General features: G+C 72.1%; 15 protein-coding genes. 4 read left to right on the top strand and 11 right to left on the bottom strand.

Translation table 11 applies throughout. From position 1 onward, the window contains the following. Nucleotides 1-13 precede the first annotated feature (13 nt). On the bottom strand, nt 14-595 hold the full coding sequence (locus tag ACTMTI_RS30715; RefSeq protein WP_441124091.1) for a DinB family protein: 582 nt from the start codon (nt 593-595) through the stop codon (nt 14-16). Between the two features lie 77 nt (nt 596-672). Here ACTMTI_RS30715 and ACTMTI_RS30710 point away from each other — a divergent pair, with 77 nt between their 5' ends. Next, complete coding sequence (locus ACTMTI_RS30710) at nt 673-1,440, top strand: alpha/beta hydrolase (protein ID WP_441124089.1); 768 nt, start codon at nt 673-675, stop codon at nt 1,438-1,440. Between the two features lie 73 nt (nt 1,441-1,513). Beyond that, the gene (locus tag ACTMTI_RS30705) at nt 1,514-2,248 is read left to right on the top strand and encodes an enoyl-CoA hydratase/isomerase family protein (RefSeq protein ID WP_441124087.1); all 735 of its coding nucleotides are present in this window, start codon (nt 1,514-1,516) and stop codon (nt 2,246-2,248) included. A 36-nt stretch (nt 2,249-2,284) separates the two neighbouring features. Here ACTMTI_RS30705 and ACTMTI_RS30700 read toward each other — a convergent pair whose 3' ends face one another. From ACTMTI_RS30700 to boxC, 7 genes are read right to left on the bottom strand one after another with little or no spacing between them, the layout of a single operon-like run. Continuing rightward, nucleotides 2,285-2,827, bottom strand: a complete 543-nt coding sequence (locus ACTMTI_RS30700; protein WP_441124085.1) for a DUF6158 family protein — start codon at nt 2,825-2,827, stop codon at nt 2,285-2,287. Nucleotides 2,828-2,838: 11 nt separating this feature from the next. After that, a complete protein-coding gene (locus ACTMTI_RS30695) occupies nt 2,839-3,366 on the bottom strand; it encodes a gamma carbonic anhydrase family protein (protein WP_441124083.1) in 528 nt (175 codons plus the stop codon). Nucleotides 3,367-3,370: 4 nt separating this feature from the next. Beyond that, the gene (locus ACTMTI_RS30690) at nt 3,371-4,231 is read right to left on the bottom strand and encodes an amidohydrolase family protein (RefSeq protein ID WP_441124081.1); all 861 of its coding nucleotides are present in this window, start codon (nt 4,229-4,231) and stop codon (nt 3,371-3,373) included. Between the two features lie 6 nt (nt 4,232-4,237). Then, nucleotides 4,238-4,567, bottom strand: a complete 330-nt coding sequence (gene fdxA, locus ACTMTI_RS30685; protein WP_441124079.1) for a ferredoxin — start codon at nt 4,565-4,567, stop codon at nt 4,238-4,240. Nucleotides 4,568-4,580: 13 nt separating this feature from the next. After that, nucleotides 4,581-5,579, bottom strand: coding sequence for an NAD(P)/FAD-dependent oxidoreductase (locus ACTMTI_RS30680; RefSeq protein ID WP_441124078.1), 999 nt, complete (start codon nt 5,577-5,579; stop codon nt 4,581-4,583). Further along, a complete protein-coding gene (locus ACTMTI_RS30675) occupies nt 5,576-7,141 on the bottom strand; it encodes a benzoate-CoA ligase family protein (RefSeq protein WP_441124076.1) in 1,566 nt (521 codons plus the stop codon). Before ACTMTI_RS30675 ends, ACTMTI_RS30680 begins: the two co-directional genes overlap by 4 nt. Nucleotides 7,142-7,143: 2 nt before the next feature. Then, complete coding sequence (boxC, locus tag ACTMTI_RS30670; protein ID WP_441124074.1) at nt 7,144-8,856, bottom strand: 2,3-epoxybenzoyl-CoA dihydrolase; 1,713 nt, start codon at nt 8,854-8,856, stop codon at nt 7,144-7,146. 182 nt (nt 8,857-9,038) lie between these two features. On the opposite strand from boxC, the gene ACTMTI_RS30665 reads away from it, so the two are divergent. Continuing rightward, a complete protein-coding gene (locus ACTMTI_RS30665; protein ID WP_441124072.1) occupies nt 9,039-9,893 on the top strand; it encodes a PaaX family transcriptional regulator in 855 nt (284 codons plus the stop codon). Here the strand turns inward: ACTMTI_RS30665 and boxB are convergent. From boxB to ACTMTI_RS30650, 3 genes are read right to left on the bottom strand one after another with little or no spacing between them, the layout of a single operon-like run. Then, on the bottom strand, nt 9,890-11,368 hold the full coding sequence (gene boxB, locus ACTMTI_RS30660; RefSeq protein ID WP_441124070.1) for a benzoyl-CoA 2,3-epoxidase subunit BoxB: 1,479 nt from the start codon (nt 11,366-11,368) through the stop codon (nt 9,890-9,892). The two genes, ACTMTI_RS30665 and boxB, sit on opposite strands and share 4 nt — an antisense overlap. Before the next feature lie 35 nt (nt 11,369-11,403). Beyond that, complete coding sequence (paaZ, locus tag ACTMTI_RS30655) at nt 11,404-12,945, bottom strand: phenylacetic acid degradation bifunctional protein PaaZ (RefSeq protein ID WP_441124068.1); 1,542 nt, start codon at nt 12,943-12,945, stop codon at nt 11,404-11,406. After that, on the bottom strand, nt 12,942-13,805 hold the full coding sequence (locus ACTMTI_RS30650) for a 3-hydroxyacyl-CoA dehydrogenase family protein (protein WP_441124066.1): 864 nt from the start codon (nt 13,803-13,805) through the stop codon (nt 12,942-12,944). The genes paaZ and ACTMTI_RS30650 overlap by 4 nt, the downstream gene beginning before the upstream one ends. Before the next feature lie 443 nt (nt 13,806-14,248). Between ACTMTI_RS30650 and ACTMTI_RS30645 the strand changes: the two genes are divergently transcribed. Continuing rightward, complete coding sequence (locus ACTMTI_RS30645; protein WP_441124064.1) at nt 14,249-15,886, top strand: sigma-54-dependent Fis family transcriptional regulator; 1,638 nt, start codon at nt 14,249-14,251, stop codon at nt 15,884-15,886. Nucleotides 15,887-15,922: the final 36 nt, after the last annotated feature.

Here is a 15,922-nt window from a genome sequence, read left to right as displayed (position 1 = left end):
CGCGGAGCGGGCCTCAGGCCTCCCGCGCCACGCGCTCCAGGCGGCTCCGGTAGGACTCCCACCACGCCCGATCGACCGGCGGCAGGTTGTCGGTCCCCTCGCGCAGCCCGGCGGCCCCGTCGATCAGCTCCCGGACGATGTCGGCGTGTCCGGCGTGCCGATTGATCTCGGCGATCACGTGCACCAGGATCCGGTGCAGTGTGACCTGCCCCCGGTCGCCCGGCCACCACGGCACCTGGCCGGGCGCGTCCAGCGGCAGCGACTCGATGGTGGTGTCCGCGTGCGCCCATGCCCGGTGGTACAGCCCGATGATCTCCTCGCGGGACTCCTCGGCGGTCGCCCACAGGTCCGCGTTGGGCTCCGCGCCGTCCTCCAGCCAGGGCATGGGCACGCCTGACGGCCGGCCGAAAACGTCGCCGAAATACCCCAGCTCAACGCTGGCCACATGTTTGACCAGGCCCAGCAGGTTGGTGCCGGTCGGCGTCAGCGGCCGGCGGACGTCGTATTCGGAAAGCCCTTCCAGCTTCCACAGCAGGGCCTCGCGGGCGGTCTGCAGGTATCGGCGAAGGTCAGCTTTAGCATCGGGTCCGGGCATGCCGGACATTCTGCCAGTCGGAGCGGCCCCGAGGCGGCTCGCTAACATCCGTCGTCGAACGACATGAAAGGTGTGGCATGAGCGAGCATCCCTTGTGGCCTACGACCGGCGAGGCGACCATCACCGCCTTCCCCGTACGAGGCGACCGTCCCAGTCCGGCCGTCGTGGTCTTCCCCGGCGGCGCCTACCACCATCTCGCCGACCACGAGGGGGCGCCGGTCGCACGGTGGCTCAATTCGCTGGGCATCGCGGCCTTCGTGCTGCGTTACCGGATCGCGCCGCACCGCCATCCGCTGCCGCTGCTCGACGCCGCCAGGGCGGTGCGCTGGGTCCGGCATCACGCCGCGTCCACCGGCGTGGACCCGGCCCGCGTGGGCGTGCTGGGCTTCTCGGCGGGCGGTCACCTGGCGGGGCTCCTCGCCACCGAGGCGGGTCCCATGCTCACGGAAGGCCCGCACGATGAGGTCGACCGGGCCGATCCGCGGCCCGGCCTCGCCGTGCTCTGTTATGCGGTCGCCACGCTCACCGGGCCCGCCGCGCATGAGGGCTCTGCCGCCAACCTGCTCGGCGAGGACGCACCGGAGTCCGTGCGCGCCCGGCTGTCGCTCCCCCCGCGCGTGAGCGCCGCGGCGCCGCCCACGTTCTTGTGGCACACCGCCGACGACGAGTCGGTGCCCGTCGAGAACACCCTCCAGCTCGCTCAGGCGCTCGCCCGCCACCGGATCCCCCTGGAGGTCCACGTCTATCCCAGCGGCAAGCACGGGCTCGGGCTGGCGGAAACGGACCCCGTCGTGGGCGACTGGACCCGGCGCTGCGCCGCCTTCCTGCGCGGCCATGGATGGTGAGGCACAATTTGTTCTACACTTGGCTTTCGATGCGCTATGACTGTGTAGTGCGTCGCGATCGGAGGAGCCTGCGGTGAACGACACGTTGAAGGTCGAGGACGGGCCGGATCGGGTGCTGGTCCGGCTGGACCGCCCACAGGTGCGCAACGCGATCGACGCGGCGATGGTGGCCGACCTGCACGAGGTGTGCGCCGAGCTGGAGCGGCGGCCGCGGATCCTGGTGATCACCGGAGCAGCCGGGATCTTCGCCGCCGGCGCCGACATCCGCGAGCTGCGCGAGCGCCGCCGCGAGGACGCCCTCGCCGGCATCAACAGCGGCCTGTTCGACCGGATCGCCCGGCTGCCGCTGCCCACGATCGCGGCGATCGACGGCCCGGCCCTCGGCGGCGGCGCGGAGCTGGCCTACGCCTGCGACTTCCGCATCGCCACCCCGCGGGCCCGGTTCGGCAACCCGGAGGCGGGGCTCGGCATCATGGCCGCCGCCGGCGCGTGCTGGCGGCTGCGCGAGCTGGTCGGCGAGCCGCTCGCCAAGGAGGTCCTGCTCGCGGGGAAGACGGTGTCGGCCGAGGAGGCGCTGGCCGTCAGACTGGTGAACGAGCTGGTCCCCGAGGACGAGCTCCTGGCCGCGGCGGACCGGCTGGCCGCCCGCATCGCCAGGAACGCGCCGCTGGCGCTGCGCCTGACCAAGCTCGCCCTCGCCGCGCCCCCTGGAGCCCATCCTCGCTTCGACGACGTGGCGCAGGCCGTGCTGTTCGAGACCGAGGACAAGCACGAGCGCATGACCGCGTTCCTGGAGCGGCGCCGCTGACCACGGCGCGCGGCGCAGGCGATCAGCCGCCGACGATCACGTGGTGTCCTGGGCCAGGAGGGCGCGGCCGGCGTCGGTGAGCACGCGGTCGTGGCCGTCAGTGGTGAGCAGCGGCGGGTCCGCCTTGTACAGGTCGGCCACCGCCGCGCGCTCCAGCCCGGCCTCGCGGGCCGCCTGGTGCGCCTCCAGCTTGTGCATCCGGCCGCCCGCGTCGGCGATCCGCTGGAGGAACGCCTGAGCGGGGTCGGTCGCGGCGGAGGCGTCGGCGGGCTGCGGGCTGGGCCGCTCCAGCAGGGCGGTGAGCTGCTCGATGATGCCGAGCACCGTCTCGCGCCAGGCGTCGGCGGTGGCCTCGCGGTCCTGGGCGACCCCGCCGGAGCCCTGCCAGGTCCGCTTGGGGAAGCGGCGCAGGTATTCGCGTTCGAGCTCCAGCATGCGGGTGGTGTGGCGGGCGAACTGCTCGGCGCTGCCGTGCAGGAAGACCCAGTTGCGGGTGGCGTGCGCCTGGGTGCCCTGCCGTTCCAGCTCCTTGTCGCTGAGCTCGGCGGCCGGCCGTCCTTGGATGTCGTGATCGATCATGGTCTCTTTCCTCAGAGGTCGAGCCTGCGCAGTTCGTGCCGGTAGCGCTTGGCGTTGCCGCGGTACTCGTTCACGCCGAAGTCGATCCACTCGCTCTGCACGGTGCCGTCCATCGGCCGGGGCCGGGCGGGCACGCCGAGCGCCATGTGCCCGGCCGGGATCTCCAGATCTTCGGGTACGAGCGCCTGGGCGCCGATCACCGAGCCCGCGCGTACCACGGCGCGGTTCAGGACCACCGCGCCCGAGCCGATGAGGCAGCGGTCCTCGACCGTGCAGCCTTCGAGGTGGGCGTTGTGCCCGACCACGCAGTCGCTGCCGATCGCGGTGGGCCACCGCTCGGTGGTGTGCAGGACGGTGCCGTCCTGGATGGAGGTGCGCTCGCCGATCTCGATGCGGCCGAAGTCGGCCCGCAGCACCGCCGCCGGCCATACCGACGACTCCGCGCCGATGGCGACGTCGCCGATGACGACGGCGTCAGGGTGGACATAGGCATCCGGGTGGATCTGGGGCACCTGGTCGCCGAGGGCGTAGACGGGCATCGGTTCACTCCCCTGCCGGCAGGCCGGCGTACACCTTCGCCGCGTTCCCCGCGAGCACGGCCGCGGCCACCTCGTCGGGCAGCAGCCCGGCGACGGCGCGGGCGTTGGCGGCGACGCCGGGCACGCCGGGCCAGTCGGTGCCGAAGATCCATTTCCTGGCCAGGCGGGCGAGGTCGTGCCGCGCGTAGTACTCGGGCAGCCGTTTGGGCGGCAGGCCGGACAGCTCCAGCCAGACGGTGTCGTTGGACAGGGCGAGGAAGGCCGCGGCGTCGTACCACCAGCCGCGTCCGCCGTGGGCGAGCACGACGTTGAGGCCGGGGAAGTCGCGCACGACGGGGATGAGGAAGCGCGGGTCGGCGTTCTCGTTCATCGCGCCGGGGAAGGAGCTGGTGCCGCAGTGCACGACGAGCGGGACGCCGCGCTCCTCGAGGACGTGGTAGGCGGGGTAAAGAGCCGGGTCGTCGCAGCGGAACCCGCCGTGCACGGGGTGCAGCTTGAGCGCGGCGGCGCCGAGGCCGAGCTGGCGGCGCAGCTCCGCGGCGACGGGGAAGTGCAGGTGCGGATTGACGTTGGCGACCGGGCGGAACCGGCCGGGGTTGTGCTCGACGATCGGCAGCAGGTCGTCGAAGGTCTGGGTGCCGGTCGCCTTGGGGCTGTACTCGCAGAACAGCAGCGCGACATCGACACCCTGGGCGGCGAAGAGCTCGTCCAGGCGGTCCGGGCGGGGCTTGCCGCCGGCGTCCCAGACGTCCTCCACGATGCCGTCCTGGCCGAAGTCGCGGGCCCAGCGCAGCCAGGCCGGTTTGAGGGTGTCGAGCAGCGGCACGTGGACGTGCGCGTCGATGAGCCGGATGCCGTCGAGCATGTTCCCCTACCTGTCCGCGACCATGGGGGTGTCCACGCCGACGCGGCCCGTCTTGTGCGATCCCCCGGGCGCGCCGAGCGCCGCGTCGCGTCCCGGCAGGACCTCGACGAAGAAGCGGCGGTTGTCCTCGACGAAACCTTCGTGCTCGGGGGCGACCCGCCGGTCCTGGCTGATCGCCTCGACGGGGCACACGGGCTCGCAGGCGCCGCAGTCGATGCATTCCTTGGGGTTGATGTAGAGCTTGCGGTCCCCTTCGTAGATGCAGTCGACCGGGCACTCCTCGACGCACGACTTGTCCATGACGTCGATACAGGGTGCGGCGATGACGTACGGCATGTGGAGCTCCTGATCAGGCCGGCGGCGGGCTGTCGGTCGAATGCCCAGGGAAGAGCTGGGCGTCGGGGTCGAGGTGCACCGCGGCGTTGTTGACGGCCGTCGCCACCTCGCCGAAGCCGACCGCGATCAGCCGGACCTTGCCGTCGTAGTCGGCGATGTCGCCGGCGGCGAAGATGCCGGGCACGTTGGTACGCATCGCGGAGTCGACCACCAGGTGGCGGTTGTCGTGCAGGTCGAGCCCCCACTCGCGGAGCGGCCCGAGGTTGGCGGTGAAGCCGAGGGCCGCGACGAGCCGGTCGCACGGCAGGGTGCGGGTGCCCTCGGCCGCGCTGAGCTCGATCCGTTCCAGCCGGTCGGCGCCGAGCGTGGCGGTCACCTGGGCGTTGGTGATGATCTCTACGGGGGAGGTCTTGAGCCGCTCGACCGAGCCGTGGTGGGCCCGGAACGCGGCGCGGCGGTGTACGAGCGTGACGTTCCTGGCGACGGGGTGAAGCATGAGCGCCCAGTCCACGGCGCTGTCGCCGCCGCCCACGACGACGACGTCCTTCCCGGCGTAGTCCGCGCTGTCCGGTACGAAGTACTCAAGGCCCCGGCCGAGGAACTCCTCCCCGGCCGGCAGCGGGCGGGGCGTGAAGGTGCCGATGCCGCCGGTCACGACGACGGCCCCGGCGGTGATCTCGGTGCCCGCGCTGGTCTTCACCACGAGCAGATCGGGCCGCCCGTCGCGGGGCGCCCGGTCGAGGCGCTGGGCCTCCTGCCCGAGCAGGTACGCAGGCTCGTACGGCGCCGCCTGCGCCACCAGGTTGCCGATGAGGTGGCGCCCCGAGACGGCGGGGAACCCGGCGATGTCGAGGATCTCCTTCTCCGGGTACATGGCGCTGACCTGCCCGCCGACCTGGCTGAGCGAGTCGACCACCGCGGTGCGCAGGCCGCGCACGCCGGCGTAGTAGGCGCCGAAGAGCCCGACCGGCCCGGCCCCGACGATCAGCACGTCGACGTCAAGGGCGCTCATCCGCTCGTCTCCTCTGCGAGCAGCTCGCGGATCTTGAAGCGCTGGATCTTGCCGGTCGCGGTCTTGGGCAGCCGGTCGAGGAAGATCACCTGGCGGGGCCGCTTGAACGCGGCCAGCCCCTCGCGGCACCACTGGATGAGCTCGTCGGCGGTGACCTCTCCCTTGACGACGACGCAGGCGACCGGCTTGTCGAGGCCATGCTCGTCGGCCATCCCGACCACGGCCGCCTCCTCGACGGACGGGTGCTCCAGCAGGCGGCTCTCGACCTCGGTCGGCGAGACCCAGATGCCGCCCGCCTTGAGCAGGTCGTTGCTGCGGCCCATGCAGGTGTAGAAGCCGTCCGGCGAGCGCACGTAGGTGTCGCCGGTGTTGAGCCACTCGCCGGCGAACACGGCGCGGCTGGCGTCGGTGCGCCGCCAGTAGCCCAGGGCGATGGACTCGCCGCGGACGTGGAGCGAGCCGGGCTGGCCGTCGGGCACCGGCGTCCCGTCGGCGTCGCGCAGTTCGATGTCGTAGCCGGGCACCGGCCGGCCGGTGGTGCCGGGGCGGATCTCGCCGGGCCGGTTGGACAGGAAGATGTGCAGGGCCTCGGTGGAGCCGATGCCGTCGATGATGTCGACGCCGAAGCGCCGGGTGAACCTCTCCTGCAGCGGCGCGGGCAGCGCCTCCCCTGCCGAGGCGCCGAGCCGTACGGACCCGAAGGTGCCGACCGGCAGCTCGGCGGCGAGCAGCGCGGCGTAGAAGGTGGGGACGGCGAAGAACAGGGTCGGCCGGTCCGCGGCCATCCGCTCGGCGGTCACGGCGGGGGTGGGGCGGCGCGGCTCCAGCACGGTCGCGGCGCCGGCCGAGAGCGGGAAGAACATCGAGTTGCCGATGCCGTAGGCGAAGAAGAGCTTGGCGATGGAGAAGCAGACGTCATCGGGCCGGATGCCGAGCACCTGGTCGCCGTAGGTCAGGCAGACGTGCCGGATGTTGGCGTGGCGGTGCATGGCTCCCTTGGGAGCGCCGGTGGTGCCGGAGGTGTAGAGCCACAGGGCCCAGGAGTCCTCCGGGGTGGCGGCGGGCGCGCGCCGCTCGATCGGCTCCTTCTCCCCCGCCGCGACCAGATCGGACCAGGTCCAGGAGGTGACCCGAGGCGGGGCGGCGAGCGCCTCGGCGCCGTCGCACACCAGGTGGCGCACCTCGGGCGCCGTGGCGAGGGCCTGCTGCACCTGGGGGCCGTACTGGGGGCTGGCCACCACGACGGCGGCGCCGGAGTCGGCGATGATCGCCCCGAGCTCGCCGGCCCCCAGCATGGTCGAGACCGGCACGGCCACGAAGCCGCCGCAGAAGGCGGCGAGGATCCCGGTGAACATGGGCACGTCGTCGTTGGTGACGAACACCACGCGGTCGTCGCGCCGCAGTCCGAGAGAGCGCAGGCCGGCGGTGGCGATCCCGACGAGGTCCGACAGCTCGGCGTAGGTCAGGGTGGCGGCGCCGCGCACCGCCACCTGGCCGCCGCGGCCCTCCTCCACGTGGCGGTGGGTAAGCCAGGTGCCGGCGTTGAACTCTGTCCCGCTCATGATCACACTCGCTCGATGTCGTAGTCGCCCTTGAGGCCGGTGCCGTAGCGGCGCAGGGCGCCGCGGGGACCGGAGGCGTTCGGCCGGATGAAGATCCAATTCTGCCAGGCGGTGAGCCGTCCGAAAATCTTGGTCTCCATCGTCTCGGGGCCGGCGAAGCGGTGGTTGGCCTCCATGCCGGTCAGCGCGTCGGGCGACAGCGAGGCGCGCTCCTCCAGCACGATACGCAGCTCCTCCTCGAAGTCGATGTCGTCCAGTGCCAGGGTGACCAGGCCGAGCTCCATCGCGGCGGCGGCGTCGAGCGGCGCGCCGATCCTGGCGCGGACGGCTCGCAGGTCCTCGTCGTTGCCCCAGAAGCGGGACTGCAGACGGGACAGGCCGTTGCCCATCGGGAAGTCGCCGTCGTTGGACGGGGTGAGGATGATGGTGGCGGGGGCGCCGGTGTCGTCGCGGTCCTCGTAGACGCCTTCCAGCATGTACTGCCGGTCGGCCGCCAGGGCCAGCTCGGCCAGCAGGCCGGCGAAGGCGGTGCCGGGCTCGATGACGGCGATGAGGCTGCGGCTGGTGACGTCGAGCCGCTTGAGCGTGCGCTTGTAGTAGTGGCGCACCTCGTTGACGAACCAGTCATCGGCCAGCTCGCGCAGTTGCGCGTCGTAGGCCAGCACCCGCTCGTGGTCGCCGGTGGCGCGCAGCACCCAGATGCCGAGCTCCAGCTCGTTGGTCCGCAGGTGCAGGATCAGGTCGTCCAGCGCGCGGGTCACGGCGAGCGGCCAGTACCCGGTGCCCTGGGCCAGCACCGCGGCGGCATCCGCCGGCGGGGCGTCCTGAGGGCCGTCGACGGTGATCTCGACGCGGCGGTTCGCCCGGTCGATCCGTGCGGACACGTACGGGTAGGTGATCGTGTCGCCCTCGTCCACCCGGTCGAGCGGCGTCAGCGTCACGCCCTGGGCGTCCGAGGGCCGCGTGGAGGCCGCCGCGGCCTCGCCGGCGCGCCTGGCCACCTCCGCGTCGAACCCGTTGCGCGGCACCGTGGCGTCCACCAGGCCCCACGCGACCGCCGTGGCGCCGCGGAAGCCCTCGGACTTGGTCGCGAACACGTCGGCGCGGTCCTTGCGCACGTGCCGCTTGTCCACGACCCGGGTCAGGCCGCCGGTGCCGGGGAGCACGCCGAGCAGCGGCACCTCGGGCAGCGAGACGGCGGACGAGCCATCGTCGACCAGGACGATCTGGTCGCAGGCCAGCGCCAGCTCGTAGCCGCCGCCGGCGGCGGTGCCGTTGAGCGCGGCGATCCAGGTCTGCCCCGAGTGCTCGGTCGCGTCCTCGATGCCGTTGCGGGTCTCGTTGGTGAACTTGCAGAAGTTCACCTTCCACCCGTGCGAGGACTGGGCCAGCATCCTGATGTTGGCCCCGGCGCAGAACATCCGCTCCAGGCCGCCGGTCACGACGACCGCCTTGACCTCGGGGTGCTCGAAGCGCAGCCGCTGCGCGAGGTCGTACAGCTCGATGTCGACACCGAGGTCGTAGGAGTTCATCTTGAGGTCGTAGCCCGGGACCAGGCCGCCGTGCTCGTCGACGCGCAGCGTGACGGTGGCCACCGCCCCGTCCACCTGGAGACTCCAGTGGCGGTAGCGGTCGGGGGATGTGGCGAAGCGGACCACCGGCGGAGCCGAATCAGCACTCGCCGTGCTCTGCGTCGTTTCAGCGGTGACAGTCATGCGCGCTCCGTTGGGTGGTAGCGAGGACTCTAGTGCCCAATGTTCGACGTATGGGAGATGTAGCGTCAAGGGTCTGTAGCATTTATTGCGTACGCGTTCGCTGGTGAGGTGAGGTTACGCGCCGGCGTGCCTGAACTGGCAGAATGCGCGTCACGACGGTGTTGAACGACAGGAGAGCAAACGTGGCCCCGCGCACCGAGCCTGCGGAACGCCAGCCCGAGAAGGCGGCGACCAGCGCCCGCTCGCTGCTGCTGACGATCCTGGGCGAGTTCGTGCTCCCGCGCCGGGGCGAGGTCTGGACGGGCACCCTGGTCGACGCCCTCGGCGCGCTCGGCATCGAGGAGAAGTCCGCGCGGCAGGCCCTGTCGCGCACCGCGGCCGAAGGGCTGCTGGACTCGGCGCGGCACGGCCGCAAGGTGCGCTGGAACCTGACGCCGGCCGGCGACCGGCTGCTGCGCGAGGGCACCGAGCGCATCTACGGCTTCATGCGCAGGTCGCACGGGTGGGACGGCCGCTGGCTCGTCCTCATCGCCGGCGTGCCGGAGGCCCAGCGCCAGCTGCGCCACCGGCTGCGCACCAAGCTCACCTGGCTCGGGCTCGGCTCGCCCTCCCCCGGCCTCTGGGTGATTCCGGACGAGTCGAAGGAGTCCGCGGTCCGCGACGTCATCCGCGAGCTGAACCTGGAGGACCGGGCATACGCGTGGACGGGCTCGTCGGCGGGGATCGGCGACACCGCCAAGCTGATCACGGCCGCGTGGGACCTCGACGCCGTCGAGAAGCGTTACCTGAGCTTCATCGAGCGCTTCCACGGCGTGACGGTCTCCTCGGACCGGGCGGCGTTCGCCAATCAGGTGCAGCTCATCCAGGAATGGCGGCGCTTCCCGTTCCTCGACCCCGATCTCCCGGCCGAGCTGCTCGATCACGACTGGCCGGGGCCTCGGGCGGCGGCGGTCTTCCACGATCTGCGCAACCGGTGGCACCGGCGCGCCCAGGACGAGTGGGACCGCATGGACGAGAGCGCCGCCGCCCGGCACTAGATGAGTCCCTCGTCGGCCAGGTGGACGTAGTCGAACTCGACCGGCTGGTCGTTGATGCCGGCCTTCGGCGGGGCGATCCAGCCGGCGAACTTGCCGTACTCGTACTCGGGGATCATGAGGGCCGCGACGTTCTCGCGGTCCTGCGGCGTGGGCAGCCATTCCCCGGCACTGGCCTGCCAGGTGGCCTCGTCGACGACCTCGCCGTGCGGGGTCACGTGGTGGCCCGCGTACACGCCGACCTTGCGGTTGAAGCCCTCGTGCGGCAGGTACAGCCGCTCGGTGAGCCCGGCGTCCTCCAGCGCCTGGTTCCAGCGGCGCACGCCGTTGGCGCAGTCGGCGACGTACTCGTCGCGCAGGTCGAGGTTGAGCGCGCTGAGCATCGGCACGGTCTTGGTCGTGATCTGGCCGTCCTCGATGTAACGCAGCTCGCGGGTGGCGTCCAGCAGCACGTGGTCGTCCTTGCGCCGGGTCTCCATCCAGCGGCCCTTGAGCCCGGAGGAGTAGTAGTTGCCGGCGTTCGTCGACTGCTCGGAGCCGAAAAGGTCCATCGAGACCGAGTACTGGAAGTTCAGGTACTTCTGGATCACGTCCAGGGGGATGCCGCCGTGCGGGAAGATGTCCGCCGTGCCGTGCTCCTTCATGAGCTCGGCGGTGCGCTCCAGGATCCGCTGGACACCGGTGGTGCCCACGAACATGTGGTGCGCCTCCTCCTTCAGCATGAACTCACAGGTGCGCGCCAGCGGGTCGAAGGCCGACTCCTTGAGGGTGCCGAGCTGGTATTTCCCGTCCCGGTCGGTGAAGTAGGTGAACATGAAGAACTGCAGCCAGTCGGTGGTGGCCTCGTTGAAGGCGCCCAGGATGCGCGGCGCGTCGAGGTCGCCGGAGTTGCGCTTGAGCAGCTGCTCGGCCTCCTCGCGGCCCTCCCGCCCGAAGTAGGCGTGCAGCAGGTAGACCATCGCCCACAGGTGGCGGCCCTCCTCCACGTTGACCTGGAAGAGGTTGCGCAGATCGTAGATGCTCGGCGCGGTGTTGCCGAGGACGCGCTGCTGCTCGACCGAGGCCGGCTCGGTGTCGCCCTGCACGACGATCAGGCGCATCAGGTCCGCCCGGTGCTCGCCGGGCACCTCCTGCCAGGCGGGCTCGCCCTTGTGCTTGCCGAAGTTGATCTTGCGGTCCGGGTCGCGCTCGGCCAGGAAGATCCCCCAGCGGTACTCGTCCATGGGGACGTGCTCGAAGTGCGCCCAGCCGTCGCGGCCCACGGCGATCGCCGTGCGCAGGTAGACGTCCTTGGTCGGCAGGGCCGGGCCGAGTTGCTTCCACCAGTCGAGGAACTTCGGCTGCCATCCTTCGAGCGCGCGCTGCAGGCGGCGGTCGCCGGCGAGGTCGACGTTGTTGGGGATGCGCTCGCTGTAGTCGACCCGGCTGAGCGGGCCGGAGGGCGACGGCGCTGCGCCGGTACGGGAGTCGGTGCTCATCGGGCTCTCCTTCGAAGCTCTACACTTCTTTGACGTTACTTCACGATTGAGTCGAGTGTTGCGGGGCTGCCCTGCAGGGCGGTGCGCTGCAGGTGGGCGTATACGGCACGCAGCCCGCCTTCCTCTTCTCCGCCGCCGGCGCGGCCTGGACCGCCGTGGACGAGCTGCGGCATGGGCGTGCCGTGCCCGGTGGACTCCCCCGCGCTGTCGCGGTCGAGCACGAGGATACGGCCGTGGTGGGCGGCCGCGCCGAGCACGACCTGCCGGACGAAGCCGGGGTCGTACGAGACCACCGAGCCGGCCAGCGAACCCTCACCGCGGGCGATCAGCCCGGCCAGCTCCGCGACCGTGCCATAGGGCATGAGCGTGCTCACCGGCCCGAACGCCTCCACCTCGTGCGGTTCGGAGCGGGCCACGTCGTCCACGCGCAGCAGCAGCGGCGACAGGAACGCGCCCCGCTCCGCGTCGGCGCCGGCGACCTCGACCTTGTCCGGGTCGCCGTACACGATCGAGCCGGCCGCGGCCAGCCGCGCGACCGCGGCCCGGACGTCCTCGCGCTGGGCCAGGCCGGCGAGCGCGCCCATCGTCACGCCTTCGGCGCCCGGCGCGCCCACGACGACCCGCGCGAGCCTGGCCGCGACCGCCTCGGCGACCGCGTCGATGAGGTGCGCGGGGACGAACGCGCGGCGGATGGCCGTGCACTTCTGGCCCGCCTTGACCGTCATCTCGGTGACGAGCGCGTCGGCGTACAGGTCGAACTCCGGCTGTCCCGGCACGGCGTCCGGGCCGAGCACCGCGCAGTTGAGCGAGTCGGCCTCGGCGTTGAAGCGCGCCGAGCGGCGGGTGACCGCCGGGTCGGACCGCAGCCGGGCGGCGGTGTCCGCCGAGCCCGTGAACCCGATGTGGTCCTGCCCGCCGAGCACGTCGAACAGGCCGGGCACGGGCCCGCAGACGAGCTGGATCGCGCCCGGCGGCAGGGCGCTCTCGATGATCCGGACAGCATGCTCCGCAATGTACGCCGTCGGCGTCGCGGGCTTGACGATCGTGGGCAGCCCGGCCAGCAACGCGGGCGCGAGCTTCTCCAGCATGCCCCACACCGGGAAGTTGAACGCATTGATCTGCAGGCTGATCCCGCGCGGGGTGGTGAGGACGTGCCGGCCCGCGAACGTGCCGCCCTTGCCCAGCGGCACCGGGTCGTCCTCGACGATCACCGTGTGGTCGGGCAGGCCCTTGCGGGCCAGGCTGGCGTAGACGAGTGCCGTGCCGATGCCGCCGTCCACGTCCACCGCGGCGTCGGCGCGGGTCGCCCCCGCCCGCGCCGACAGCTCGTACAGCTCCTGCCTGCGCTCCTGGAGGGCCAGTGCGGCCGCCTTGAGCGCGGCGGCCCGCTCGGGGAAGGTCAGCTCGCCGAGCGCGGCCAGTCCGGTCCGGCGGGCGTACGCCACCGCGGCGGCGAGGTCCAGCCCTTCGCTGCTGACCCGGGTGACGGTCTCCCCGGTCACCGCGTCGGCGACCGGGACCCCTTCGCCGGCGCCGCCGCGCCAGGCGCCGGCGAGAAAGCTGGGCAGCGTGCTCATGAGTCACTCCAGTCGTAGAAGCCCTTGCCGGTCTTGCGTCCGAGGTGGCCCTGCTCGACGAGCCTGACGAGCAGGGCGGGCGGGGCGAACCGGGGGCCCAGCTCGCGTTCGAGGTAGCGGGCGATGCCCAGCCGCACGTCCAGGCCCACCAGGTCGGTGAGCCGCAGCGGCCCCATCGGGTGGCCGTAGCCCAGCGTCATCGCGGCGTCGATGTCCGCGGGCGCGGCGACGCCGGACTCGACCATGCGGATCGCCTCCAGCCCGAGGAGGACGCCGAGCCTGCTGCTGGCGAAGCCGGGCGCATTGTTGACGACCACGGCGGTCTTGCCGATCTCCGCCACCCACGCGACCGCCCGGTCCCGCAGGGCCTGGCCGGTGGCGGCCGCGATGACCACCTCGACGAGCCTGCTGGCCGGGACGGGGTTGAAGAAGTGCAGCCCGAGGAAGCGTTCGGGCCGGGCGAGCGCCTCGGCGAGCGTGTCGAGCGAGATGCTGCTGGTGTTGGAGGCGATGACGGTCTCGGGCCCGACCGCGTCCTCGACGGCGCGCAGCGTGGCGAGCTTGAGGTCGAGGTCCTCCGGCACCGCCTCGATCACCAGCCCGGCTCCGGCCAGCCCGGCCGCGCCGGTGACCGGGTCGAGGCGGGACATCGGCTCGTCCGCGTCATCGACGAGGCCGCGCTCGGCGCTGCCCGTGACGGCGCGGGCCACCCGCTCCCGGGCGGCGGCCGCGGCGTCCTCGTCGCGTTCCACCAGCGTGACGTGGCAACCGGCGAGGAGCAGGGCGTGGGCGATGCCGGCGCCCATGCGCCCGCCGCCCACCACCCCGCAGTGTCCGGGCAGCCCGGTGGTCTCGGTCATGACTCAAACTTGCCACACTCTCATTGCGCAGCGGAAGACATATGTAGTAGATATATCGCCGCAGATCAGAAGCTTTCCCGCAACATAGGTCTCGTTTGGTTACAAACTCTTGACGTCACAACACAGATCTGTGGATTCTGAGCCCACCGTGTCTGCGCATGGCGCCGACGTCGTTCCTCCCAGGAGTCGCACATGGGCGTTCCCTCCGTTGTCCTCCGCACGCTCCGACCAGGCGCAGCAGGCTGTCGGGTTGCGTCGCGGGTTCCAGCCTGAGCCAGTCCGGCGGTGAGCCGGATCGTGTACCGGGGCTCGACCGCCGACTTCCGCGCGGACCGCGCCCGCGCGCATGCCCTCCTCGGCGTCGGCTGAACGGTTCACACATCCGAATGCGCTGATTACCATGCGCATATCCGCGAAAAACGCACCACCTGGCGGAGGACGCCGTGCGCACCAGCGACAGGACACCCAAGAGCGAGCTGCGCCCGGAGATCGAACTGTCCTGGCGGCGCTGCCGGCTCAGCGGTCTCGGGCCCGCGGCGCCCGACCTCCGCTTCGAGCCGGACGGGGTCGACCGGCGCAGCCGCCTCGTCGCCGCCGCCCAGCCGGTCCTGGAACAGCTCGCCGCGGAGCTCGGCGACACCGGCTACTGCGTCATGCTGGCCGATCGCGAGTCGCGGATCGTGGACGTGCCCATCGGAGCCCGCAAGCTGCGCGGCATGCTGACGGAGCTGGGCGTGGTGGCCGGCGGGGTGTTCATGGAGGAGACCACCGGGACCAACTCGATCGCCACGGTGTACGAGCTGCGCCGCGGCATCGCGGTGCACGGCGAGGAGCACTACCTGGAGCCCTTCAAGCGGTTCAGCTGCTACGGGCACCCGATCCTCCACCCGGTGACCCGCCGGCTGGAGGGCGTCCTCGACATCACCTGCCTGGCCGAGAACGACTCCACGCTGCTGGGCCCGTTCCTGAGCCGGGCGGTGAGCGACATCGAGGAGCGGCTGCTGCACACCGCGCGCCGCGCCGAGCAGCGCATGCTCGCCGCGTTCCAGGCCGCCTCGGCCGGGCACGGCCGGCCCGTGCTGGTGCTCGGCGAGGGCGTGGTGCTGGCCAACTCCGCGGCCGTGGAGCTGCTCGGCCCGGTCGACCACATCCGGCTGCGCGAGCTCGCAGCCGACCTCGGCGGCCGGGACCGCGAGACGCGGCCGATCGAGCTCTCCTCGGGACGAACGCTGGCGGTCCGGCTCCGGGCCGTCGCGCCGGGGGCCGACGGCGTGCTGTTCGAGTTCACCGATCCAGGGGAAACCCCGCACCGCGGCATGGCCCGGTCCACTCGCCCGGGGCCCGGCACCTCGGTGTACGTCGGCGGCGCACCGGGAACCGGACGCGCCACGATGGTGCGGTCGCTGGCCGGGAAGAGGCGGATCGTCGCGCTCGACGCCTCGAAGGCGGCCGTCGACGGCGAAGCCGCCTGGCTGGCCGCCCTCGACGCCGCCGCGGCCGGCGCCCCCGGCCTGCTGCTCGTCGAGGACGCCCACCTGCTGCCCGACGCCTGCGCGGTCCACCTGCGGCGGCTGATGGAACGCCCGGGACCGTGGATCGCCCTCACCGGAGCCCCGGTCGCCGAGCTGCGCGGCTACGCGGCCGTACTCGCCGCCGAGTGCCCCGCCCGGATGGAGCTGGCCGCCCTGCGGGACCGCACGGAGGAGCTGCCGGCGCTGGTCCGCGCCATGCTCGAGGACCTGGGGGCCGGCGACCGCGTACGGTTCACGCCCGCCGCGCTCGCGGCCCTGGCCGGTCACCCGTGGCCGGGCAACCTGCGCGAGCTGCGCACGGTGCTCCAGACGGTGCTGGCTCATCGCTCGGCGGGCGACGTGACGCCCCGGGACCTGCCCCCGAACTACCAGGTCAGCCCCCGGCTGCGCAGGATGACGCCGTTGGAGCGGGCCGAGCACGACACCATCGCCGCCGCGCTGCGTGAGCACGACGGCAACAAACTGCGCGCGGCGCAGCGGCTCGGCATCAGCCGGACGACGCTCTACAACCGCATGAGGGCACTGCAGATGACCGTGTCCAATAGTTGAACAGTACGCCGGGCGCATCCAGCCATATTTTGCCGG

Origin of the sequence: Nonomuraea sp. H19, assembly GCF_052068215.1 — a bacterium.
In the GTDB taxonomy this organism is placed as follows: Bacteria; Actinomycetota; Actinomycetes; order Streptosporangiales; family Streptosporangiaceae; genus Nonomuraea.
Note: the sequence above shows the minus strand (reverse complement) of the source record. Positions and strands in the feature narration are given on the sequence as shown.

Bases quoted from the DNA above. Each gene is read 5' to 3' on its own strand.
- ACTMTI_RS30710 (WP_441124089.1), top strand. From the start codon at position 673: ATGAGCGAGCATCCCTTGTGGCCTACGACCGGCGAGGCGACCATCACC.
- fdxA (WP_441124079.1), bottom strand. From the start codon at position 4,567: ATGCCGTACGTCATCGCCGCACCCTGTATCGACGTCATGGACAAGTCG.
- ACTMTI_RS30700 (WP_441124085.1), bottom strand. From the start codon at position 2,827: ATGATCGATCACGACATCCAAGGACGGCCGGCCGCCGAGCTCAGCGAC.
- ACTMTI_RS30690 (WP_441124081.1), bottom strand. From the start codon at position 4,231: ATGCTCGACGGCATCCGGCTCATCGACGCGCACGTCCACGTGCCGCTG.
- ACTMTI_RS30650 (WP_441124066.1), bottom strand. From the start codon at position 13,805: ATGACCGAGACCACCGGGCTGCCCGGACACTGCGGGGTGGTGGGCGGC.
- paaZ (WP_441124068.1), bottom strand. From the start codon at position 12,945: ATGAGCACGCTGCCCAGCTTTCTCGCCGGCGCCTGGCGCGGCGGCGCC.
- ACTMTI_RS30695 (WP_441124083.1), bottom strand. From the start codon at position 3,366: ATGCCCGTCTACGCCCTCGGCGACCAGGTGCCCCAGATCCACCCGGAT.
- ACTMTI_RS30715 (WP_441124091.1), bottom strand. From the start codon at position 595: ATGCCCGGACCCGATGCTAAAGCTGACCTTCGCCGATACCTGCAGACC.
- boxB (WP_441124070.1), bottom strand. From the start codon at position 11,368: ATGAGCACCGACTCCCGTACCGGCGCAGCGCCGTCGCCCTCCGGCCCG.
- ACTMTI_RS30675 (WP_441124076.1), bottom strand. From the start codon at position 7,141: ATGAGCGGGACAGAGTTCAACGCCGGCACCTGGCTTACCCACCGCCAC.
- boxC (WP_441124074.1), bottom strand. From the start codon at position 8,856: ATGACTGTCACCGCTGAAACGACGCAGAGCACGGCGAGTGCTGATTCG.
- ACTMTI_RS30680 (WP_441124078.1), bottom strand. From the start codon at position 5,579: ATGAGCGCCCTTGACGTCGACGTGCTGATCGTCGGGGCCGGGCCGGTC.